Source organism: Qipengyuania nanhaisediminis (assembly GCF_045862805.1).
GTDB classification, from domain to species: Bacteria; Pseudomonadota; Alphaproteobacteria; order Sphingomonadales; family Sphingomonadaceae; genus Erythrobacter; species Erythrobacter nanhaisediminis_A.
The window spans coordinates 2,009,900-2,029,753 of the sequence record NZ_AP025760.1; the positions used below are offsets into that span (position 1 = coordinate 2,009,900).

A 19,854-nucleotide genomic window follows, 5' to 3' on the forward strand; every position below is an offset into this window, starting at 1 on the left:
GAGAGACCCATGCCTGCCTTCGACCTGATCATTCGCGGCGGAACCATCGTCGATGGCAGCGGCGGCGAACCCTATGTCGGCGATGTCGCGGTAAAGGACGGGCTGATCGCATCGGTGGGCACGGTACGCGGGGACGCCACGCGCGAGATTGATGCCAGCGGCAAGGTCGTCGCCCCCGGCTTTGTCGACATCCATACCCATTATGACGGCCAGGCGACCTGGGACCAGGAAATGGCCCCTTCGAGCTGGCACGGCGTCACCACGGTGGTGATGGGCAATTGCGGCGTCGGCTTCGCGCCGGCCAAGCCCGACCGCCACGAATGGCTGATCAGCCTGATGGAAGGGGTGGAGGATATCCCCGGCACCGCGCTCGCCGAGGGGATCACCTGGGAATGGGAGACCTTTCCCGAATATCTCGACGCGCTCGAAAAGCTGCCGCGCACGGTCGATATCGGCACCCACGTCCCCCATGGCGCCGTGCGCGCCTATGTGCTGGGTGACCGCGAACAGCCCGGTGCTGTCCCGACCGCGGACGATATCGCGGCGATGTGCGACATCGTCGAGGAAGGCGTGCGCGCCGGCGCGCTGGGCTTTTCGACCTCGCGCACAGTGCTTCACAAGTCGGTCGATGGCGAACTCGTCCCCGGCACCACCGCAACGCCCGAGGAACTGGTCGCGATCGGCCATGCCATGGGCCGCGCGAAATCTGCTGGCGGGCACGCCGTGTTCGAAATGGCGAGCGACCTGATGCGCGAATGGAACGAGTTCGAATGGATGGGACGGCTCAGCCGCGAGGCGGGCGTCCCGGTCACATTCGCCGCGCTGCAATCGATCCAGAAGGAACTGCCGCTCGACGAGCAGATCGAGAAGATGCGCGCCGAAAACGACAACGGCGCGAATATCGTCGCCCAGATCGCGCTGCGCGGAAACGGGATCATCATGGCCTGGCGCGGGACGGTGAACCCCTTCGCGTTCCGTCCCAGTTGGCAGGCGATCAAGGACCTCGACTGGGACCAGCAGAAGGCCCGGCTGCTCGACCCTGCCTTCAAGGAACAGCTCCTGTCAGAAGCGAACGACTATTCCGAGGCCCCGCAGGACATTCTCGGCGTGGTCATGGTGATAACCCAGGGTTGGGCGCTGCAATACGAGATGGACCCCGATTTCGATTACGAACCCGAAGTAAGCGCCAGCATCAATGCCCGCGCGGCCCAGGCCGGGATGGACCCGCAGGAATATGCCTATGACCTGATGTGCCGCGACGATGCGACCGGCTTCATCTACCTGCCGATCCTCAATTATGCCGAAGGCAATCTCGATTTCCTCGTCCCGCTCCAGCACGCCGATGACACGGTCAATTCGCTGTCCGATGGCGGCGCGCATTGCGGGACGATCTGCGATGCGGCCTCCCCCACCTTCATGCTCGAGCACTGGGTCAAGAACCGCAGGCGCGGCGAACGGCTTACCCTCGAACACGCGATCAAGCGGCAATGCCGCGACACCGCGGTGCTCTACGGGCTGGAGGATCGCGGGCTGATCGCTCCGGGCTATCTCGCCGATATCAACGTGATCGACATGGACCGGATCAAGCTCGGCCGCCCGTGGCTCGCCTTCGACCTGCCAGCGGGCGGCAAGCGGCTGCTGCAAAAGGCCGATGGCTATGTCTGCACGATCAAGTCGGGCGAGGTCACGTTCGAGCACGGCAAGTGGACCGGCGCAGCGCCGGGCGGGCTGATCCGCGGACCACAGCACGCCGCGCTTGCCGAGGCGGCCGAATAGGCTTCGCCTCAGGGCTCGATCACGATCCCCTTGGACGGATCGACATCGCCCGCGAGCATTGCGAGATAGGTTTCGCGCGCGGCCTCGAGGCCCTGCTTGCGCACGATCTCGACCGTTCCCGCGACATGGGCGAGAAACCCGTGCCAGCCCTGTGCAACCAGCTTTCCGGCCTGTTCGGGCCCGTGCTCCTTGAACAGCGCGACCGCGTGATCAGGAGCAAAGAACAGCACCGGCTGCGGCCCGGGCAGGTCGCCCCCGGCCTTCAGGCTTGAGCGCGCCTCGATATGGGTCACACCCACGAGGCAGGAATATTTGAGCGTATTGCCGAAATGCTCGTGAATCCGGCGCAGCAGCTCGGCATTGCCGGCAAAATCGACAAGCACGCTGTCGCCGATCGAGAGGTTGCCGACCTCGTCATAGGTCGAGACCTTGTCGTAAAGCCCGGTTTTCTCGACGAATTCGACATTGCCCGGCGAGGTCAGGCCAATCCGGCGGATATCGGGCGAATTTTGCTGCGCGACGCTTGCAAGGCCCATCGCGGTCTTCGATGATGCGCTGGTGAGCACGAGGTCCCTCGCCCCGAACCATTCCTCGCTGCGCATGAAATATTCGATCAGGAAGCCGGTCTTGAACAACGGGCCGAAAATCATCCGCTCGCCCTCGCGCGCGGGATCGTGTTCGGGATCGGCGGCGAGGCGCGCATACTGGTTGTAGATCGGGCTCATCGGCTGGCGGTGGCTCGCCGTGTCGACGAACCCGCTCGCGCTGACCTTGCCCGGGATCACATCAAGGCCGCTTGCCATCGGCAGATAGCCATAGACGCGTTCGCCCACCTCGATCTCGTCCTTGTTGCTTTCCACGACCCTTGCGTGGCCCCACATCGGCACGATGCCCAGCCCTTCCTCCTGGCTCGCGGGCGGGAAGAAGTTCCAATAGCCAAAGCCATCGCCGACCACCGCATAGGTGATGTTGTTGGCCGTCACCGAAAAGCTTTCGATCGCGAGCCGCACCGCCCCCTCGGCAAGCGCGCCGGGATCGGTCTCGACGAGGCGGGTGTCGGAAAGGTCGTCCTTGCGAACCTGGACTTGGGCGAATGTCATCGGGCGCGTTCTCCTTGGTCGCAAACGGTTAGCCGATCAGGTTTCGATTTCCCAGCGCGTTGCGACGATCGACGGGCGTTCCCGGCACGCGGCGAGCCATTCGCCAAGCCGGTCGCATTGCGCGATGCCCGCCGCGCCCTGCGGGGTCAGTTCGAGCGAGCGGAGCACCGGATAGAGAAAGACGTCTGCCAGCGTGAAGCCGTGCCGGGTCCATCCCCCGCGCGCCTGCAATTCGCCCTCGCAAAAGCCGAGCGCGCGACTGATCGCCGGTAACGCGCGGTTGATCGCTTCGACATCGGGTTCGATCCCGCCGACCCTGTGCATGATCCACGGCATGACGAGCCCGTTTTCGAACAGGGGGAAGAGGTAATTGTTGGCGATCGCGATCCACTGGTCGGTGATCGCGCGCGCTGCCGGATCGGCAGGTTGCAGCGCGCCGCCATTGTGCGCGGTGTCGATATACCGGGTGATCGCGACGCTCTCGATCAGTTCGAGCCCGTCGATCTCGACCACCGGGACCCTGCCGAATGGATGGCGGTTTTCGGGCGAATGCGCCGGGGTGGCGATCACGTCGTGCGGCAGGCCCGCTTCCTCGCAGGCGATCTGGCAGATGCGGGTATAGGTCGAGATGACCGTCCCGAAGATCCGCACATCGGCACCCGGCCCGGCCATTGGCTGCCTCAGGGGCTTTCAGCGGGTCGGGGCGCGTCTTGCGGTTGCGCGGTCGGATCGATCCTCGCCAGCGCCCGTCCGGCGCTTTCCAGCCGCGCTCCGAAAGCCCGCATCCGCGCCGAACAGGTCTGAGCGATCGCGGCCGGATCGCGCGTCTGGTAGCGCGGGTAATGCTCGGCAAAGGCGGTCTCGATATCGAGCCCGCGCTGCGCTTCGTAGCGGCCGGTGAAATAGGTGAGCGCGCTGGTCAGGCCGGTGCGATCGTCGGCGCTCATCTGCGTGTCCATTTCGGCCATCAGCGCGCCGACATAGATCGCGCAATCGAGATCGTCCTCGGCGCTGAAAGCCGGGGTGAACCCCTGATTGTCCTGCGCGCCAAGGGGCGCGGCGCCCAGCCCGACCGCTGCCAGCGCAGCAGCCTCGAGAGCGCCGCCCAGCCTCACACCCGCATCGGCATCAGCACGTAGAGCGCGGCGCTCTTCTCGTTCTCGCGGATCAGGGTCGGTGCGCCCGCATCGGCGAGGTGCAGTTCGACCTTGTCGGCATCGAACTGGCCGAGGATGTCCTTGAGGTAATTGGCGTTGAAGCCGATTTCGAACCCGTCGGCCTTGTAGGTCGCGGCGAGTTCCTCGGCGGCATTGCCGTTGTCGGGCGACGTGACCGACAGGGTGACCTTGTCGGTGTCGAGCCCCATCTTGACCGCGCGGGTCTTCTCGGTCGCGATGGTGGCGACACGGTCGACCGCGGTGAAGAATTCGTGCGGATCGACTTCGAGTAGCTTGTCGTTCCCGGTCGGGATCACGCGGCTGTAATCGGGGAAGGTCCCGTCGATCAGCTTGCTGGTCAGCACCACCCCGCCCTCGCCCGACAGCGTGAAACGGATTTTCGATGCCGACAGGTCGACCTGGACCGATCCGTCCATCGCCTCTTCGAGCAGCTTCCTGAGTTCGGCCACGGCCTTGCGCGGCACGATCACGTCAGGCATCCCATCGGCACCTTCGGGGCGCGCGAGCGTGAAGCGCGCGAGCCGGTGGCCATCGGTCGCCGCCGCCTTGAGCACCGGCGTGTCCTCGTCGGTGACGTGAAGGAATATGCCGTTCAGGTAATAGCGCGTTTCCTCGGTCGAGATCGCGAAACGGGTCCGATCGATCATCTCGGCGAGCGTGCGCGCGGGCAGTTCGAAACTGGTGGGCAGATCGCCTTCGACAATCACCGGGAAATCGTCGCGCGGAAGCGTTGGAAGCTTGAAGCGGCTGCGCCCGGCCTTGATCTCCATCCGGTTCTCGGCGGTTTCCAGGCTCACCTGGCTGCCTTCGGGCAGCTTGCGGGCGATATCGAAAAGCAGGTGCGCCGACACCGTGATCGCGCCGGGCGTCTCGACCGAGGCGGCGCTCATCGTCTCGACCACCTGGAGGTCGAGGTCGGTCGCCATCACCTTGACGCTGCCGCCGTCCGATGCATCGATCAGCACGTTGGACAGGATCGGAATGGTGTTGCGGCGTTCGACCACCGACTGAACATGGGAGAGACAACGCAGGAGCGTCGCGCGTTCGATCGTAGCCTTCATCAGCTTAACCTATCTACGTTTGGTTATGCGGTCCTGGCAGCACGGAATCGCCCCGTCAGCGCCGCTTGGTATGAGAAAAACCTTAGCGCGATGGACAATCCGGGCAAGTTCGCGTCCGCGCCTTGGGGGATTCGCTTGGGGATAAGGGCGCGCTGGGCACCAGATTCGTGAGCCGAGCGCGCGCCCTTGGCGATCCGGCCAGCGATCAGACCATTGCCATCCCGCCGTTCACGTGGATCGTCTCGCCGGTGATGTAGCCCGCCTCGCGGCTGGCGAGGAAAGCGGCCGCCGCGCCGATATCATCGCTCGCGCCCATCTTGCCCATCGGGATCTTGGCGTTGATCGCGGCCTGCTGCTTTTCATCGAGCGCGCTGGTCATCGGGGTGGCGATGAAACCGGGCGCGATGCAATTGGCGGTGATGCCGCGGCTGGCGACTTCCTGGGCAAAGCTCTTGGTCATGCCAGTGAGCCCTGCCTTGGCCGCGCAATAGTTCATCTGGCCCGGATTGCCGGTATGGCCGACCACGCTGGTGATGTTGATGATACGGCCGAAGCGACCCTTCATCATCGGGCGCGCGCTGGCGCGCATCAGGCGGAACGCGGCCTCGAGATTGATCGCGATGACCTGATCCCACTCGTCGTCCTTCATCCGCATGGCGAGATTGTCGCGCGTGACCCCGGCATTGTTGACGAGGATGTCGATCCCGCCGAGCGTGTCGAGCGTTGCCGGGATCAGTTCCTCGACCTGTTCCGAGTTCGACAGGTCGCAGGTGATCTCGACATGCTCGCCGCCATGTTCTTCGTGCAATTGTTCGCGGAACGAGCGCAGCTTGGCCCCGTTCGAGCCCGACAGCGCGACCCGCGCACCCTGCTTGGCCAGCGCAATCGCGATCGCCGAACCGATCCCGCCGCTTGCGCCTGTCACCAGCGCGTTCATTCCTTCAAGTCGAAACATGGTCTTGGCTCCTCACCAGTCGAAATAGTAGATCACGGCGTCTTCACGCTCGTGCTTGAATGTTTGGTAGAGACCGTTTGCGGCGTGGTTGTCCGTTTCGGTTCCCAGCCAGATCTCCTCGATATTTTCGGCATCGGCGCGGTCGAACACCATTCTCATGAGCGTTTGCGCAATGCCCTGACGCCGCCAATCGTCGCCTGTGCCGATCTCTGCAAGGAAAAGTTCTCTCGGTTTGTCCGGAGTGGTGAGGATGACACACATGCACATGCCCACCACCAACCCTTCGCGCAGCGCGAGGCACAACCAGTTGGCATCGTTGGCAAGATATTCGGCCAGAAGTTCCTGGTCGATCGCGCGGTCGAACACGCCCGGCGCGACCTTGTCGAGCAGATGCGTGTTCGCAGCGTCGATCCAATGGGTCTCCCACAGCGCATCCGACCCTGCATCGCGGTCAGGCGGCAAGGCCGATCCATCGCCGCACGCGGATTGTGCCATAGCGCATCTCTCCCTCGCCGGTCTCATAGCCTATCGGCGCGAAATTGCGATTCGCGGGACCTTGCAGATGTCTCCATGCGCTCCGGCCCCTCGCCATGAGGGGTGATGGGCGATCACATCGTCTTGGCAAATTCCTCGAGGTCGGCCATCGCGATCAGGCTCGCGGTCTCGGCCTCGCGGTCGATCCGGCCGATCATCGGAGCCAGCACCTTGCCGCCCAGTTCGACGAAATGCTCGACCCCGTCCTCGCGCATGGCGAGCACGCTTTCGCGCCAGCGCACGCGGCCCGTCACCTGGCGGTAGAGCAGGTCGCGTTCCTGGTCGGGGTCGGATACCTTGCCCGCGGTGACATTGGCGTAAACCGGCAGAGCGAAGGCGTGCATCTCGGTTTCTGCCAGCGCCTCGCGCATGCGGTCTGCGGCGGGCTGCATCAGCGAGCAGTGGAACGGCGCGGAGACCGGCAGCAGCACGCCGCGCTTGATGCCGTGCTCCTTGACGAGACCCACCGCGCGTTCGACCGCACCCTTGTGGCCGGAAATCACGACCTGGGTGGGGTCGTTGTCATTGGCGACCTCGCAGACCTCTCCCTCGTCGGCGGCGGCGGCCGCAAGCTCGCTCGCCTTGTCGACATCGGCGCCGAGCAAGGCGGCCATGGCGCCCTCGCCCACCGGCACGGCGGCCTGCATGGCGGAGCCGCGCAGCTTGAGCAGCCGCGCCGTGGTCGCAAGGTCGAACGCGCCGACTGCGCACAAGGCGGTGTATTCGCCCAGCGAATGGCCCGCGACGCACGCGCCCTTGTCGGCGAGCTTCACTCCGAACTCGCTTTCGAGCACGCGCAGGGTGGCGATGGCATTGGCCATGATCGCGGGCTGCGCGTTCTCGGTCAGCGTGAGCTGGTCTTCGGGTCCGTCGCGCATGATCGCCGACAGCTTGAGGCCGAGCGCATCGTCGACTTCCTCGAACACCTCGCGCGCGGCGCTGCTCGCCTCGGCAAGCTCGGCTCCCATCCCGACCTTCTGGCTGCCCTGACCCGGAAAAACGAATGCACGCATGGTAAATCCTCCTGTTGGGCCGCGCGATTACGCAGCGCCTGCCGGACCTGCAAGCCCGAGCGGCACAACCCTGTTGGAAGGCGTGTGTCCGATCTCGGCGCGGCCCAGATAGGGAATGCCTGCCCGGTCGCACCAATAACGCGCGATCTCTTCCTCGCCCTGTCCGAAGGCGACGTAGTTTTCGGGCACATCGGTGATCGCCCCGAGCCTGAGTCCGGCGAGCCGCGGCAGAGTGCCTGCCAGCGCGAAGAACATCCGGTCGATCGCGTAGAGGTGCTCGCTCACCTCCTCGACCATCAGCACGTGGCCCGAAAGGTCGGGCATGAGCGGGGTCTTTGACAACATGGTGAGCGTGATCAGGTTGAAGGCGGCAGCGGGCGTTACCCCGTCGAGGCTGGGTTCGAGACCCGAATTGTCGCCTGCAAACCAGCGCAGCACGCGGCGCACCGCCTCGCGTCCGCGCTGCGACCGGGCGCTGACCGGCATCGAGCCGTGCGCCGACTGGCCGATCCCGGCCCGGTAGAGCGCGGCAAGAAGGTATCCGCAATCGGAAAAGCCGACATAGGTCTTGGAGCGCGCGCTGGCATTCATCTGCGCCACCGCCGCCTCGGCGATGCGGTTCGAGCCATAGCCGCCCTTGGCAAACCACACCGCGTCGAAAGCGGGATCGTTGGCGCATTCGAGCAGGCCGGTGAGCCGGGCGAGATCATCGCCGGCAAAATGTCCGGCCCGCGCAAAGCATTGTTCGTGGAAATGCACGCGGTGGCCGGGAAATTCCTCTGCCACCAGCGTTTCGAGCGCGGCGGCGTGGTCGCGCGTGATCGGCGTGGCCGGCGCGCAGATGGCGATATTCGTCATGGTGCGAGCCTATGGCGCTTGCCAGCCCGGTGGCAAGCCAATATCCATCCGCGCCATGCCTCAAAGTGACACCAGCCTGCGCACCGATGCGCCCCTGTTCTTCTGCGGAATCGGGGGATCGGGAATGCTCCCGCTCGCTCAGATCGCGCAAGGCGCAGGGCACGAGGTCGCAGGCTCAGACCGCAGTTTCGACCAGGGCCGCACTCCCGAGAAATTCGCCTGGCTCGAAGCCAATGGCTTCGGCCTATTCCCGCAGGATGGCAGCGGCATCACCTCGGCCGACCAGGTGCTGATCGCTTCGGCCGCGATCGAGGACACCGTCCCCGAGGTCGCGCGCGCCAGGGAGCTGGGCTGTGCGCGCATGACTCGCGCCGACCTGCTTTCGGCCTTTTTCAACGAGGCGGGCTATTCGCTCGCGGTAGGCGGGACTTCGGGCAAGTCCACCGTCACCGGCATGATCGCATGGATCCTGCACGAGGCGGGCCACGATCCGACCGTGATGAACGGCGCGGTGATGAAGAACTTCGCGTCCGCCGATAATCCGTTCGCCAGCGCACGGGTGGGATCGCCGCAACTGTTCGTAAGCGAGGTCGATGAAAGCGACGGCTCGATCGCGCTCTATCGGCCAACCATCGGCGTGCTGCTCAATGTCAGTCTCGACCACAAGTCCCTGGAGGAATTGCGCGCCTTGTTCGGTGATTTTCTCGCTGCGAGCGGCTGCGCGGTCGTCAATTACGACAATGACGAAGCGCGCGCTCTGGCGGGTCGCGCCAGCCAGCTGGTCAGCTTCGCGCGCGAGGCACTCGATGCCGATATCGCGGTCGAGCCAGGTTCGGTCGAGCAGGACGTGCTCGAAATCCGCGCGCAGGTGCGCGACACCCGTTCGGGCGAAAGCTTTGCCCTCACCCTGCCGATGCCGGGCCTGCACAATCTTTCCAACGCGCTCGCGGCGATCGCGGCGGTGAGCGCAGCGGGCATCGATGTTGGCAAGGCGGTTGCCGCGCTCCGGGGTTTCGAAGGGCTGGCGCGGCGTTTCGACGTGGTCGGGAAAAGCGCCGGCGGGATCAGCGTGATCGACGATTTCGGGCACAACCCGGAAAAATGCGCTGCCACCTTGCGCACGCTCAAGGCCGCGCCGGGCCGCGTGATCGCCTTCTTCCAGCCGCACGGCTACGGCCCCTTGCGCCAGATGGGCGACGAGCTTGCCGAGACCTTCGCCAGCGAACTGGGCGAAGATGACGTCACGATAATGTGCGACCCGGTCTATTATGGCGGCACGGTCGACCGGTCCGAAGGCACCGAGCGGATCATCGACATGATCGAGAGCCACGGCGCCCGCGCAGAACACATCGCCGCACGCGCAGATTGCGGGACACGCATCGTCGAAATCGCAAGGCCCGGCGACCGCATCGTCATCATGGGCGCGCGCGATGACACGCTCAGCACCTTCGCCCGCTCTGTTTTCGAGCAATTGCCGTGAACATCTACGATGCCGCGCGGCGCCACGCGCGCTTCATGGCCGGCGTGCTGGTGCTCGGCGTGTTGTTCGTGATGGTGGTCGACCAGTTCTTCGGCCATTCGGCAATCGCTTTCGGGATCGCGATCGTCGCGCTGGTCTTCGCAAACAGGCGCATGCTCGAATACAATTGCACGGTCTGCGGCAGGAACCTGTTTGCCGGCGGGTTCTTCCTCTTTCCGCGCCGCAAGTGTTCGCAATGCGGGACCGAGCTCGACAAGCTCCCCAGGAACTGACCTAACCGAGCGCTTGCGGCCCGGCCTTTTCGCGCTCGACCGCGCGCTTGTAGCCATCGCGGGCTGTCAGCCTGTCCCGGTAGTCCCTGAGGCCTTGCGGCACCCGGTCATCGAGCCCCACACGGCCTGCCAGCACCAGCGCATAGCCCACGCAGATATCGGCCACGGTAAAGCGCCCGCCGCACAGATATTCGCGCTCCCGAAGCCGCTCCTCGACCTTGACGAGGCGCTTTTCGAACCACCTGGCATAGGCTTCACCTGCTTCGGCGAACCCCTTGTCCTTCTCGAAGATGGCAAAGCGCATATAGACGGTCTGGGGAAAGGTGATCGTCGCATCGGCGTGATAGGTGAAATCGAGGTATTCGGCATAGTCCACCTCGCCCGGCGCGATGACGAGATCGCTCGGCCCGTTGCGGGTGGCGAGGTAATGCGCGATCGCGCAGCTTTCGGTCATGCGCGCCCCGGTGTCATCCGGGCCATCGACAAGCAGCGGCACGGTGCCGAGCGGGTTGATCTCGAGATATTCGGGCGCCTCGAACCGTGGCGGGAACGGCAACAGCGCAAGATCGATGGCGACCCCGGCTTCCTCCGCCGCCCAGGTCGCGCGCAATCCGCGCGAACCCGCGCAGGTGTAAAGCAGCGGGCGCGGCGCAGCGCCGCCGCTCATCAATGCGCGCCTTCGAAGCCGAAGACCTTGTGCAGCACGAAGGCGATGATCGCGCCGATCACCAGCCCGATCACGCCGGAAATCGCGGCATAGGTGAGCCAGCCGAGCACGCCCGACAGCGCTCCGGTCGCGCCCTTGACGGCGTATTCGGCGCCGTGCGCGATGTCGTAGAACAGGTCAAAGCCCAGTTCGTGGGTGCCGTGAACGATGATCCCGCCCCCGACCCACAGCATCGCGATCGTCCCGATGAACGACAAGGCGACAAGCAGGGTCGGCACCGAATCCACCAGCCACTGGCCGAAATTGCGTTTTGCCTGGCTTCCCGAACGGGTCATTGCGAGCCCGATATCGTCGAGCTTCACGATGATTGCGACCGAACCGTAAACCACCACGGTTACGATGATCGCGACCAGGGCGAGCGCGAGTCCGCGCTCCCACCAGTTGTCGAGATCGAGTTCGGCGAGCGTGATCGCCATGATCTCGGCCGACAGGATGAGATCGGTGCGGATCGCGCCGGCAATGCGCTGCTTTTCGAAGGCGGCAGGATCGGTGATGACATCCTCCACCGTCTTGCCGTGCTTCTCACCGCCGAGCTTTTCGATAACCTTTTCCGCACCTTCATAGGACAGGAACGCCCCGCCCAGCATCAGGATGAAGATGATTGCCCATGGCAGGAATTCGGACAGCAGGATCGCGCCGGGCAGCAATATGACCAGCTTGTTGAAGAAGCTGCCCTTGGTGATCTGCCAGATGATCGGCAATTCGCGCGCCGGCGAAAGCCCGGTGACATAGCTCGGCGTGACCGCGGCATCGTCGATCACGACGCCTGCGGTTTTCGAACCGGCGCGGCCCGCGGCCGCGGCGATGTCGTCGACCGACGCGGCCGCGGTGCGTGCGATCACCGATACGTCGTCGAGCAGTGCGACCAGACCTGAAGGCATGTGCCAGCTTCCCCTGTTGTTGTGTGTCTCCAACCCCGCCGTGCCCCGCCCGTTCCCTGCGCACAAGACTTGCATTGCGCGCAAAACAGGCTATGTGCGCGCATCCGCTCCATCTGGGGGCGGTGTTGAAGAAAGCCGGAGGGGCCCCGCAATCCCGCGGATCAGCCAGCGATCGGCATTGCAATTGAAGGAACGCGAGATGGCTCTTTACGAGCATATCTTCCTCGCGCGTCAGGACCTCTCGCAGGCCCAGGTTGACGCGCTGGCGGCCACGGCGACCGAAATCGTCGAAGCGAACAACGGCAAGGTTACCAAGACCGAGACCTGGGGTCTCAAGTCGCTCGCTTACAAGATCGACCGCAACCGCAAGGCGCATTTCGTCATGCTCAACATCGATGCCCCGGGCACCGTTGTCGAGGAACTCGAGCGCCAGACCCGCATCAACGAAGACGTCATCCGCTACATGACCATCCGTGTCGAAGAGCACGAGGACGGCCCGAGCGTGATGATGCGCAAGAACGAACGCGACCGCAAGCGTCGCTCAGACCGTGAGGACCGCGACTGATGGCCCGCCCGTTTTTCCGCCGCCGCAAGTCCTGCCCGTTCTCGGGTAACGACGCCCCCAAGATCGATTACAAGGACGTGCGCCTGCTCCAGGGCTTCATGTCCGAGCGTGGCAAGATCGTGCCTTCGCGCATCACCGCCGTTTCGGCAAAGAAGCAGCGCGAACTCGCCAAGGCGATCAAGCGCGCACGCCATATCGGCCTGCTTCCCTACATCGTGAAGTAAGAGGAGAAGAAGTCATGGATATCATTCTCCTCGAACGCATCGAGAAGCTCGGCACGATCGGTGACGTGGTCACCGTCAAGGACGGCTATGCCCGCAACTTCCTGCTCCCGCAGAAGAAGGCCCTGCGCGCGAACGAAGCCAACAAGAAGGTTTTCGAAGCCAACCGCGAACGCCTTGAAAAGGAAAACGCCGAGAAGCGCACCGAAGCCGAAAAGCTCGGCGAAAAGGTCGCTGGCGCAGAGGTCGTGCTGATCCGCGCTGCCTCGAATGCCGGTCAGCTCTACGGTTCGGTCAATGTCCGCGACATGGTCGCAGGCCTCAACGAACAGGGCCACGACATCGACAAGAAGCAGGTCATCATGGGCGCGCCGATCAAGACGATCGGCATGCACGACGTGACCGTGGCGCTGCACCCCGAGGTGCACGTGACCGTCAAGGCCAATGTCGCGCGCAGCGATGACGAGGCCGAACTGCAGTCGCAGGGTGTCGACGTTCTCGCCCAGCTGTTCGAAGACGAGCAGCGCGAGATCGAAGAAGCCGCCGCCGACACGCGGATCGACAATGACGGGCTCGAGCCGGGCGAAATTCCCAGCGAACTGTTCGAAGACGGCGTCAGCACGCCCGAAGGCACGACCGAGACCGAAGCGCTCGTCGAAGCCACCGATCCCAAGACCGACGAGGACGCCGCCGAATAAGCGCGCAGCTTCGTCTGACCCAATCAGGGCGCGGCGGTCATCTGGCCCCCGCGCCCTTTTTGTAAGCACCGTCTTCAAAACATAACATAACTGGGACTATGACAGCGCGATGACACCAATCCCTCAGATCCTCGAACAATTGCAGCAACACTATGACGAGGCGGTCGCCACCCTGCGCGAAGATGTCATCGCCTTCGGCCAGACCGGCGCTGTCCCGCCCCAGCGCAAGCGCGAGGATGGCAGCTATGCCTATCCGCAGCTCACGCTTCATTATTCGGGCGCCGGCGTCGAAGGCGAAAGCGCCAAGGACCGCAGCCGCGCTTTCGGCCGGCTCGAAATGCCGGGCACCTATACCACCACGGTCACCCGGCCCGACCTGTTCGCGCGCTACCTGACCGAACAGCTCGGCCTGATTGCGGACGAATACGACGTCGAGGTCGAAGTCGGCCGCTCGCGCCAGGAAATTCCCTTCCCCTACGTCCTCGACGGCGCGGCCGGGGCCGCGATGCAGGGGATCGCGCCCTCGGACATCGCGCAATATTTCCCCTCGACCGACCTCTCGCTGATCGGCGACGAGCTTGCCGACGGGATCGAGTTCCGCGACGATGCACCGATGCCGCTCTCGCTGTTCGACGGGCTGCGCACCGATTACTCGCTCGCCCGCCTCGCGCATTACACCGGCACCAAGGTCGAGGATTTCCAGGATTTCATCCTATTCACCAACTACCACCGCTATGTCGATGAATTCGTCAATTGGGGCGCCCAGCAATTGTGCGCCGACAACGGCGCCGACGGCTACACCGCACTGACCGGCGCGGCGGGCCTGTTCATCGACGAATGCACCGACAACGCGCAAGCGCAGTTGAACGACACGGCCTGGCGCAAACACCAGATGCCCGCCTATCACCTGATGCGCGAGGACAAGAAGGGAATCACGCTGGTCAATATCGGGGTCGGCCCTTCCAATGCGAAGACGATCTGCGATCACCTTGCCGTGCTGCGTCCGCATGCCTGGATGATGATTGGCCATTGCGGCGGGGTGCGCTCGAGCCAGAAAATCGGCGATTTCGTCCTTGCCCACGCCTATCTGCGCGACGATCACGTGCTTGACGCGGTGCTCCCGCCCGAAATCCCGATTCCTCCGATCGCCGAGGTCCAGCAGGCGCTCGCCGCTGCCGCAGAGGCGGTTTCGGGCGTCCAGGGCGCGAATATCAAGCAGCGCATGCGGACCGGCACGGTTGTCACCACCGATGATCGCAACTGGGAGCTGCACTACGCGTCCTCGGCCAAGCGGTTCTCGCACAGCCGCGCGATCGCGGTCGAGATGGAGAGCGCGACCATTGCGGCGCAGGGCTATCGCTTCCGCGTGCCCTACGGCACCTTGCTGTGCGTGTCTGACAAGCCCTTGCACGGCGAGATCAAGCTGCCGGGACAGGCCAACAAGTTCTACGAGGAAGCGATCGCGGCGCACTTGCAGATCGGGCTCGAAGCCGCAGCACGGCTGCGCGACGAAGGAGACCGGCTCCACAGCCGCAAGCTGCGCGCCTTCAACGAACCGCCTTTCCGGTAAGTTTTGCCGGGCGGAGCCAACGCGGATCCGCGCGGCGGCGCGCGCCTATTTCTTGGCCTGCTCTTCCTCGGCAAAGACGATATCGGCGGTCAGCTGGATGGTTCGCGCGAACTCGTCGAGCGATGCGAGGAACACCGTGGTCGGAATCCCGTCGCCGGTATAGATGTCCCAGGAAATGAACGGATCGCCCTCCTCATCGAGGCGGACCGCGGCGTAGCGCAATTGCTCGCTGATCTGCAGCGCCTCGCCCCTGCTCCACGGCTTTCTGCGATCGAACCCGGTCGAAAGCTGGAGCGAGGTGCAGCCCGAATTGTCCTCCTCGTCGCAGCCGTAGAAATAGATTCGCAGCGGCATGCCGATCAGTTCGGAGATGATCATCGGGTCGCCAATGCCGTCTTCGGCCAGTTCGACCGTGTATCCGGCATTCATCATCACCACCGTCAGTTCGGCCGGCTTGCCTGCCGAAATGCTCGTAATCGGCTCCTGCGCGGCGGCAGGTGCGGAAAGGCTCAGAACCGCGAGCGCGGCGAGCGTGGTTGCGTATTTCATGCAATCCCCCTGATGGCTGCTGATCGCGCGGACAAGACCTGCCGGGCGCGTCGGTCCGCGCATCAGCCCTTGCCCTTGGTCTTGGTCGCGCCGGCCTTTGCGTGGCTTTCGATGAAGGTGATGATCTGGCCTGCGACATCCTTGCCGGTCGCGGTCTCGATCCCTTCGAGCCCGGGAGAGGAATTGACCTCCATAATCACCGGGCCGTGGTTCGATCGCAGCATGTCGACGCCGCAGACATTTAGTCCCATGCGCTTGGCCGCGCGCACCGCGGTCGAGCGTTCCTCGGGCGTGATCTTGATTACCTCCGCGCTGCCGCCGCGGTGAAGGTTTGAGCGGAAATCGTCCGCCGCGCCGGTGCGTTTCATCGCTGCGACCACCTTGCCGCCAACCACCAGCGCGCGGATGTCGGTGCCGCCCGCTTCCTTGATGAATTCCTGGACGAGAATGTTGACGTTGGCGCCGCGAAACGCCTCGATCACCGACTTCGCGCTCGACATCGTCTCGGCCAGTACCACTCCGATGCCCTGCGTGCCTTCGAGCAGCTTGATCACCACCGGCGGACCGTTGACCGCCTTGATGATCTCCTCGGCCTGCTTGGGGTCGTTGGCATAGGCGGTGAGCGGCAGGCCAAGCCCGTGCTTGGCAAGGATCTGCATCGAGCGCAGCTTGTCGCGGCTGCGCCCGATCGCGACGCTTTCATTGAGCGGCCAGCAGCCGCGCATCTCGAACTGGCGCAGGATCGACAGGCCGTAATTGGTGATAGAGGCGCCGATTCGCGGAATCACCGCGTCATAGCCGACGCACGGCTCGCCATTGTAGAACACTTCGGGCCGGTGGCTGGCGATGTGAACGGTGCAGCGCGTGGTGTTGAGAATGTCGAGCGTGTGTCCGCGCTCCTCTGCCGCCTCTTTCAGCCGCTTGTGCGAATAGAGGTTGGGGTTGCGCGCCAACATGGCGATTTTCATGGGGTCGGTGCTCCTTTCGAGCGGATTGCCGGCGCTTCTATACTGCTCGCCAGCGGCGATTGCAGCCAGGAATGTCCGGCATCGACCACAAATCTCCGGCGCAGCGCGGTGCGCCCGATCAGCATCGGAAACTGCATGTCCGAGCGGTCAGCGAGGCTCAGCTCGGCGCGGAATTCGTGTCCCCCGATCCGGAGCGGGGTCTTGATGACATAGCGCTTCTGCGTCTCGCCGTTGGAGCTGGTGATCCCGCGCATATCGACCTGCACCGCCTCGCCTTCATGCGCGATATCGTCCCAGTCGACTGCGAAGCGCACGAAGGGCTTGCCGCCGCGCTCGAAGCTTTCGAGCACGCGGGCATGGAGCGAGGACGTGCGCGCGCCGGTATCGATCTTTGCGGGAATGCCGGTAAGCGCAATCCCGGGCAGGTCGACGAGCTCGCGCCAGCCGACCACCGGCAGAGCGCCGGGCGCGGACCTGGCGCTCACGGCAGGATCGCGAGGCCGTCCCCGCCCTCGCCGGTGGGCAGGCGGCGCAGGACCTTGCCGCTCGCATAATCGACCTCGGCGACCGAATTGCTGGCGGTTTCGGCGACATAGATGCGGTTGCCGTCATCGGACCACAGGATGGTGACCTGCACGCGCGCCTCGGCCTCTTCGGGAGATGACACCGCGATCGCGCGGATTACCCCGGCGGTGTCGAGGTCGATCACCGACAATCCCCCGTCTGCAAGGTCGGAAGTGACCGCGACATCGCCCTGCGGACGGATCGCGAGCCGCAGCGGGAAGGCGCCGGTCTCGACCCTCGCGCGCACGTCCATGGTCACGGGATCGAGCGCGAATGCCTGGTTGGAGCCGCGCGCCGAGACCCACAGCGTCTCGCCGTCGGGCGAAAGCGCGATGCCTTCGGGCTCTTCGCCCACCGTCACCGATAGCGGCGCGGCTGTTCCGGCAAGGTCGATCCGCGTTACCGTGCGCGAGCCGAGATCGGTGGTCCAGGCCGCGCTTTCATCGGGCGCGACGGCGAGCATATGGCTGCCGCTCTTTCCCGTGGCGAATTCGGTCACGCGCTGCTCGCCGATGAGCGGCTCCTCGATCCGGGCGATGGACCGGCGCCCTTCGGCGCTGACATAGATCGAGCCGCTGCGGTGCCACACGATCCCGTGCGGGCGCGCACCGCTACCGATATCGATTCTGGCAAAGCGCGACAGATCATCAACCGCGAAGATATCGACGCTGGTCCCGCCATAGCAGGCGAGCGCGACATGGCGCCCGTCCGGCGAGGTGGCAAGCTCGTGCGGGTTGGTGCAGCTTTCGCGCCGCAGCACTTCCTCGCCGGTTGCAAGGTCGATCTTCGACAGCGTGTTGCCGCGCTTGTTGGCGACGAACAGCGTGCCCGTGACCTCGGCCGAGGCAGTCGGCGCGGGCGGTGCCGGCTCGCCCGCTGCCGCGCATCCCGCGAGCGGGGCCGCGAGGATCGGGGCGAGCCAGCGGCGCATCACCAGCCCGCCTCGTGGCCCTCGTTCTGTTCGTCGAGCCATGCCTTGAGCGGGGCGAAATATTCGACCATCGCGGTGCCGTTCATCTGGCGCTCTCCGGTGAATGCCTCGAGCGCGTCGGGCCACGGCACGCTGGCGCCCAGTTCGAGCATTGCGTTCAACTTCTCGCCCACTTCCTCGTTGCCGTAGAACGAGCAGCGGTGCAGCGGCCCTTCCCAGCCGGCCTGGTCGCAGGCGGCCTTGTAGAACTGGAACTGCAACAGCCGCGCGAGGAAATAGCGCGTGTAGCTGACATTGCCCGGCACGTGGTATTTCGCGCCCGGGTCAAAGGCGTCGGCGGGCCGCTCTGCGGGAGGCGTGATGCCCTGGTATTCGAGCCGCATCTGGGTCCATGCCGAATTGTATTCGGCAGGCGCGACCGAGCCGTCGAACAGGCTCCAGCGATAGCGATCGACCAGCAGGCCGAAGGGCAGGAAGGCGACCTTGTCCATCGCCTGGCGCAGGAGCAGGCCGATATCCTTGTCGGCGCTGGGCACCTGGCTTTCGTCGAGCATTCCGATCTGGACCAGGTATTCGGGCGTGATCGACAGCGCGATCATGTCGCCGATCGCCTCGTGGAAGCCGTCATTTGCGCCGGTGAGGTGGAGAAAATCCTGCTCGTTATAGGCGCGCTGGTAGTAATTGTGGCCCAGCTCGTGGTGGATGGTGATGAAGTCATCGGCGTTCGGCTTGATGCACATCTTGATCCGCAGGTCATCGACATTGTCGACGTTCCACGCGCTCGCATGGCACACGACTTCGCGGTCGGCGGGCTTGGTGAACTGGCTGCGCTCCCAGAACGTCTCGGGCAGGGGTTCGAAACCCAGCGAGGAGAAGAACTGCTCGCCCACCCGGGTCATCTCGACCGCGTCCATGTCGCGCTCAACGATCAGGTCGGTGAGGTCGTAGCCGATATCGCCTGCGCCTTCAGGGGCGACGAGCGGGTAGATATTGCCCCATTCCTGCGCCCACATATTGCCGAGCAGGTCGGCGCGGATCGGGCCGGTGGCGGGCTGGACCTCGTCGCCGTAATGCTCGTTCAGCTTGCGGCGGACATAGGTGTGAAGCGCGACATAAAGCGGCTTGACCTCCTGCCACATGCGCTCGGTCTCGGCGGCGAACTGTTCGGGGCTCATGTCGTAGCCCGAACGCCACATCGTGCCGAGATCGTCGAAGCCCAGCTCCTGAGCGCCTTCGTTGGCGATCGCGACCATGCGGGTGTAATCCTCGCGCATGGGCGCGCCGACATTGTCGTGCCAGCTCACCCACATCTCGGCGAGTTCCTCCGGCGTGCGGTCGAGATTGCCCATCTCGGCCTCGATGTCCGAGCCGTTGATCTCCTCGCCATTGAGCGTGCCGCGGCCCTGTCCGTATTGCGCGCCGAGATCGGTGGCGATCTGCGACAGCTCGTCGGCTGCGCCGTCGCGCGAGGGCGCGGGAAGCGCAATGCCGTAGCGCAGCATGTCGAGCTTGCGCGAAACCTCGGCGTCCAATCCCTCGACTTCGGCATAGCGCGCCGCCTGGTTGGCATATTCGACCTGCATCCGGGTGAGATCGGCGCCGTATTGCGAGGCGAGCGTGTTCGAATCGTGGTTGATATAGGTCGATTGCAGCCACGCGACATGGGCATAAGTCTTGGAGAAGTCAGCGAGCTTGGCTTCGACCGAAGCCACCAAATCGGCGGCGCCCTCCGGCGTCAGCGGATGGTCGAGCCCGGCTTCCATCTCGCCGTTCATGTCTGCCGAATGATGATCGGCATGACCGTCGGCGTGACCGTCAGCGTGGGCAGGCATGGCACTCGCGGCGAGCGAGATCGCGAGAGCGGCAGCCGAGGCCTTGAGAATGTGAGGGGTGAATTTCATGAAGGCGATCCTCTGCAAGGTCTAATGTGTCGAAATGCGGTCTACGCCCCGC

The 19,854-nt window shown here is 64.6% G+C and carries 22 protein-coding genes; 7 read left to right on the plus strand and 15 right to left on the minus strand.

Going from position 1 to position 19,854, the window contains the following annotated elements:
- Positions 1 to 9 precede the first annotated feature (9 nt).
- On the plus strand, positions 10 to 1,776 hold the full coding sequence (locus tag ACKTSM_RS09665) for an N-acyl-D-amino-acid deacylase family protein (protein ID WP_407874448.1): 1,767 nt from the start codon (positions 10 to 12) through the stop codon (positions 1,774 to 1,776).
- Between the two features lie 8 nt (positions 1,777 to 1,784).
- Here the strand turns inward: ACKTSM_RS09665 and ACKTSM_RS09670 are convergent, their stop codons facing one another.
- From ACKTSM_RS09670 to ACKTSM_RS09705, 8 genes are all read right to left on the minus strand, one after another.
- Positions 1,785 to 2,876 carry a DUF2855 family protein gene (locus ACKTSM_RS09670; RefSeq protein WP_407874449.1) on the minus strand — a complete coding sequence of 364 codons (1,092 nt, stop codon included), beginning with the start codon at positions 2,874 to 2,876 and terminating at the stop codon, positions 1,785 to 1,787.
- A gap of 36 nt (positions 2,877 to 2,912) precedes the next feature.
- Positions 2,913 to 3,548: a glutathione S-transferase family protein gene (locus ACKTSM_RS09675; protein ID WP_407874450.1), complete on the minus strand. Its 636-nt coding sequence runs from the start codon at positions 3,546 to 3,548 to the stop codon at positions 2,913 to 2,915.
- Positions 3,549 to 3,556: 8 nt separating this feature from the next.
- Complete coding sequence (locus ACKTSM_RS09680; RefSeq protein WP_407874451.1) at positions 3,557 to 3,991, minus strand: hypothetical protein; 435 nt, start codon at positions 3,989 to 3,991, stop codon at positions 3,557 to 3,559.
- Positions 3,988 to 5,115 (minus strand): DNA polymerase III subunit beta, encoded by a 1,128-nt coding sequence (gene dnaN / locus ACKTSM_RS09685; protein WP_407874452.1) that lies wholly within the window; start codon positions 5,113 to 5,115, stop codon positions 3,988 to 3,990. The genes ACKTSM_RS09680 and dnaN overlap by 4 nt, the downstream gene beginning before the upstream one ends.
- Positions 5,116 to 5,320: 205 nt before the next feature.
- Positions 5,321 to 6,070: a 3-oxoacyl-[acyl-carrier-protein] reductase gene (gene fabG, locus ACKTSM_RS09690; RefSeq protein ID WP_407874453.1), complete on the minus strand. Its 750-nt coding sequence runs from the start codon at positions 6,068 to 6,070 to the stop codon at positions 5,321 to 5,323.
- 12 nt (positions 6,071 to 6,082) lie between these two features.
- Positions 6,083 to 6,565: a GNAT family N-acetyltransferase gene (locus tag ACKTSM_RS09695; RefSeq protein WP_407874454.1), complete on the minus strand. Its 483-nt coding sequence runs from the start codon at positions 6,563 to 6,565 to the stop codon at positions 6,083 to 6,085.
- A 113-nt stretch (positions 6,566 to 6,678) separates the two neighbouring features.
- Positions 6,679 to 7,617, minus strand: coding sequence for an ACP S-malonyltransferase (gene fabD / locus ACKTSM_RS09700; RefSeq protein ID WP_407874455.1), 939 nt, complete (start codon positions 7,615 to 7,617; stop codon positions 6,679 to 6,681).
- A gap of 27 nt (positions 7,618 to 7,644) precedes the next feature.
- Positions 7,645 to 8,475 carry an LD-carboxypeptidase gene (locus tag ACKTSM_RS09705; RefSeq protein ID WP_407874456.1) on the minus strand — a complete coding sequence of 277 codons (831 nt, stop codon included), beginning with the start codon at positions 8,473 to 8,475 and terminating at the stop codon, positions 7,645 to 7,647.
- 55 nt (positions 8,476 to 8,530) lie between these two features.
- On the opposite strand from ACKTSM_RS09705, the gene ACKTSM_RS09710 reads away from it, so the two are divergent.
- On the plus strand, positions 8,531 to 9,955 hold the full coding sequence (locus ACKTSM_RS09710) for a glutamate ligase domain-containing protein (protein WP_407874457.1): 1,425 nt from the start codon (positions 8,531 to 8,533) through the stop codon (positions 9,953 to 9,955).
- Entirely contained in the window at positions 9,952 to 10,227 is a 276-nt protein-coding gene (locus ACKTSM_RS09715) for a hypothetical protein (RefSeq protein WP_407874458.1), read from the plus strand. Before ACKTSM_RS09710 ends, ACKTSM_RS09715 begins: the two co-directional genes overlap by 4 nt.
- Position 10,228: 1 nt before the next feature.
- On the opposite strand, the gene ACKTSM_RS09720 is transcribed toward ACKTSM_RS09715, so the two are convergent.
- Entirely contained in the window at positions 10,229 to 10,894 is a 666-nt protein-coding gene (locus tag ACKTSM_RS09720; RefSeq protein WP_407874459.1) for a glutathione S-transferase family protein, read from the minus strand.
- Positions 10,894 to 11,835, minus strand: coding sequence for a DUF808 domain-containing protein (locus ACKTSM_RS09725; protein ID WP_407874460.1), 942 nt, complete (start codon positions 11,833 to 11,835; stop codon positions 10,894 to 10,896). Before ACKTSM_RS09725 ends, ACKTSM_RS09720 begins: the two co-directional genes overlap by 1 nt.
- 199 nt (positions 11,836 to 12,034) lie before the next feature.
- Between ACKTSM_RS09725 and rpsF the strand changes: the two genes are divergently transcribed.
- The 4 genes from rpsF to ACKTSM_RS09745 all read left to right on the plus strand — a co-directional run bounded on the left by rpsF (position 12,035) and on the right by ACKTSM_RS09745 (position 14,889).
- Positions 12,035 to 12,400: a 30S ribosomal protein S6 gene (gene rpsF / locus ACKTSM_RS09730; RefSeq protein WP_407874461.1), complete on the plus strand. Its 366-nt coding sequence runs from the start codon at positions 12,035 to 12,037 to the stop codon at positions 12,398 to 12,400.
- Positions 12,400 to 12,624 (plus strand): 30S ribosomal protein S18, encoded by a 225-nt coding sequence (gene rpsR, locus ACKTSM_RS09735; protein ID WP_034904833.1) that lies wholly within the window; start codon positions 12,400 to 12,402, stop codon positions 12,622 to 12,624. Before rpsF ends, rpsR begins: the two co-directional genes overlap by 1 nt.
- Before the next feature lie 14 nt (positions 12,625 to 12,638).
- Positions 12,639 to 13,319 carry a 50S ribosomal protein L9 gene (gene rplI, locus ACKTSM_RS09740; RefSeq protein ID WP_407874462.1) on the plus strand — a complete coding sequence of 227 codons (681 nt, stop codon included), beginning with the start codon at positions 12,639 to 12,641 and terminating at the stop codon, positions 13,317 to 13,319.
- A gap of 109 nt (positions 13,320 to 13,428) precedes the next feature.
- Positions 13,429 to 14,889: an AMP nucleosidase gene (locus ACKTSM_RS09745; protein ID WP_407874463.1), complete on the plus strand. Its 1,461-nt coding sequence runs from the start codon at positions 13,429 to 13,431 to the stop codon at positions 14,887 to 14,889.
- A gap of 45 nt (positions 14,890 to 14,934) precedes the next feature.
- Here ACKTSM_RS09745 and ACKTSM_RS09750 read toward each other — a convergent pair whose 3' ends face one another.
- The 5 genes from ACKTSM_RS09750 to ACKTSM_RS09770 form a co-directional block, all read right to left on the minus strand.
- Positions 14,935 to 15,438: a YbjN domain-containing protein gene (locus tag ACKTSM_RS09750; protein ID WP_407874464.1), complete on the minus strand. Its 504-nt coding sequence runs from the start codon at positions 15,436 to 15,438 to the stop codon at positions 14,935 to 14,937.
- 62 nt (positions 15,439 to 15,500) lie between these two features.
- Positions 15,501 to 16,406 carry a 30S ribosomal protein S6--L-glutamate ligase gene (rimK, locus tag ACKTSM_RS09755; RefSeq protein WP_407874465.1) on the minus strand — a complete coding sequence of 302 codons (906 nt, stop codon included), beginning with the start codon at positions 16,404 to 16,406 and terminating at the stop codon, positions 15,501 to 15,503.
- Positions 16,403 to 16,891, minus strand: coding sequence for an ATP-dependent zinc protease (locus ACKTSM_RS09760; protein ID WP_407874466.1), 489 nt, complete (start codon positions 16,889 to 16,891; stop codon positions 16,403 to 16,405). The genes rimK and ACKTSM_RS09760 overlap by 4 nt, the downstream gene beginning before the upstream one ends.
- Positions 16,888 to 17,901: a beta-propeller fold lactonase family protein gene (locus ACKTSM_RS09765; RefSeq protein ID WP_407874467.1), complete on the minus strand. Its 1,014-nt coding sequence runs from the start codon at positions 17,899 to 17,901 to the stop codon at positions 16,888 to 16,890. The genes ACKTSM_RS09760 and ACKTSM_RS09765 overlap by 4 nt, the downstream gene beginning before the upstream one ends.
- Positions 17,901 to 19,802, minus strand: coding sequence for a M2 family metallopeptidase (locus tag ACKTSM_RS09770; RefSeq protein WP_407874468.1), 1,902 nt, complete (start codon positions 19,800 to 19,802; stop codon positions 17,901 to 17,903). The genes ACKTSM_RS09765 and ACKTSM_RS09770 overlap by 1 nt, the downstream gene beginning before the upstream one ends.
- Positions 19,803 to 19,854: the final 52 nt, after the last annotated feature.

Bases quoted from the DNA above. Each gene is read 5' to 3' on its own strand.
- dnaN (WP_407874452.1), bottom strand. From the start codon at position 5,115: ATGAAGGCTACGATCGAACGCGCGACGCTCCTGCGTTGTCTCTCCCAT.
- ACKTSM_RS09770 (WP_407874468.1), bottom strand. From the start codon at position 19,802: ATGAAATTCACCCCTCACATTCTCAAGGCCTCGGCTGCCGCTCTCGCG.
- ACKTSM_RS09765 (WP_407874467.1), bottom strand. From the start codon at position 17,901: ATGCGCCGCTGGCTCGCCCCGATCCTCGCGGCCCCGCTCGCGGGATGC.
- ACKTSM_RS09695 (WP_407874454.1), bottom strand. From the start codon at position 6,565: ATGGCACAATCCGCGTGCGGCGATGGATCGGCCTTGCCGCCTGACCGC.
- rimK (WP_407874465.1), bottom strand. From the start codon at position 16,406: ATGAAAATCGCCATGTTGGCGCGCAACCCCAACCTCTATTCGCACAAG.
- fabD (WP_407874455.1), bottom strand. From the start codon at position 7,617: ATGCGTGCATTCGTTTTTCCGGGTCAGGGCAGCCAGAAGGTCGGGATG.
- rpsF (WP_407874461.1), top strand. From the start codon at position 12,035: ATGGCTCTTTACGAGCATATCTTCCTCGCGCGTCAGGACCTCTCGCAG.
- ACKTSM_RS09745 (WP_407874463.1), top strand. From the start codon at position 13,429: ATGACACCAATCCCTCAGATCCTCGAACAATTGCAGCAACACTATGAC.
- fabG (WP_407874453.1), bottom strand. From the start codon at position 6,070: ATGTTTCGACTTGAAGGAATGAACGCGCTGGTGACAGGCGCAAGCGGC.
- ACKTSM_RS09750 (WP_407874464.1), bottom strand. From the start codon at position 15,438: ATGAAATACGCAACCACGCTCGCCGCGCTCGCGGTTCTGAGCCTTTCC.
- rpsR (WP_034904833.1), top strand. From the start codon at position 12,400: ATGGCCCGCCCGTTTTTCCGCCGCCGCAAGTCCTGCCCGTTCTCGGGT.
- ACKTSM_RS09665 (WP_407874448.1), top strand. From the start codon at position 10: ATGCCTGCCTTCGACCTGATCATTCGCGGCGGAACCATCGTCGATGGC.
- ACKTSM_RS09720 (WP_407874459.1), bottom strand. From the start codon at position 10,894: ATGAGCGGCGGCGCTGCGCCGCGCCCGCTGCTTTACACCTGCGCGGGT.
- ACKTSM_RS09705 (WP_407874456.1), bottom strand. From the start codon at position 8,475: ATGACGAATATCGCCATCTGCGCGCCGGCCACGCCGATCACGCGCGAC.
- ACKTSM_RS09675 (WP_407874450.1), bottom strand. From the start codon at position 3,548: ATGGCCGGGCCGGGTGCCGATGTGCGGATCTTCGGGACGGTCATCTCG.
- rplI (WP_407874462.1), top strand. From the start codon at position 12,639: ATGGATATCATTCTCCTCGAACGCATCGAGAAGCTCGGCACGATCGGT.
- ACKTSM_RS09670 (WP_407874449.1), bottom strand. From the start codon at position 2,876: ATGACATTCGCCCAAGTCCAGGTTCGCAAGGACGACCTTTCCGACACC.
- ACKTSM_RS09725 (WP_407874460.1), bottom strand. From the start codon at position 11,835: ATGCCTTCAGGTCTGGTCGCACTGCTCGACGACGTATCGGTGATCGCA.
- ACKTSM_RS09710 (WP_407874457.1), top strand. From the start codon at position 8,531: ATGCCTCAAAGTGACACCAGCCTGCGCACCGATGCGCCCCTGTTCTTC.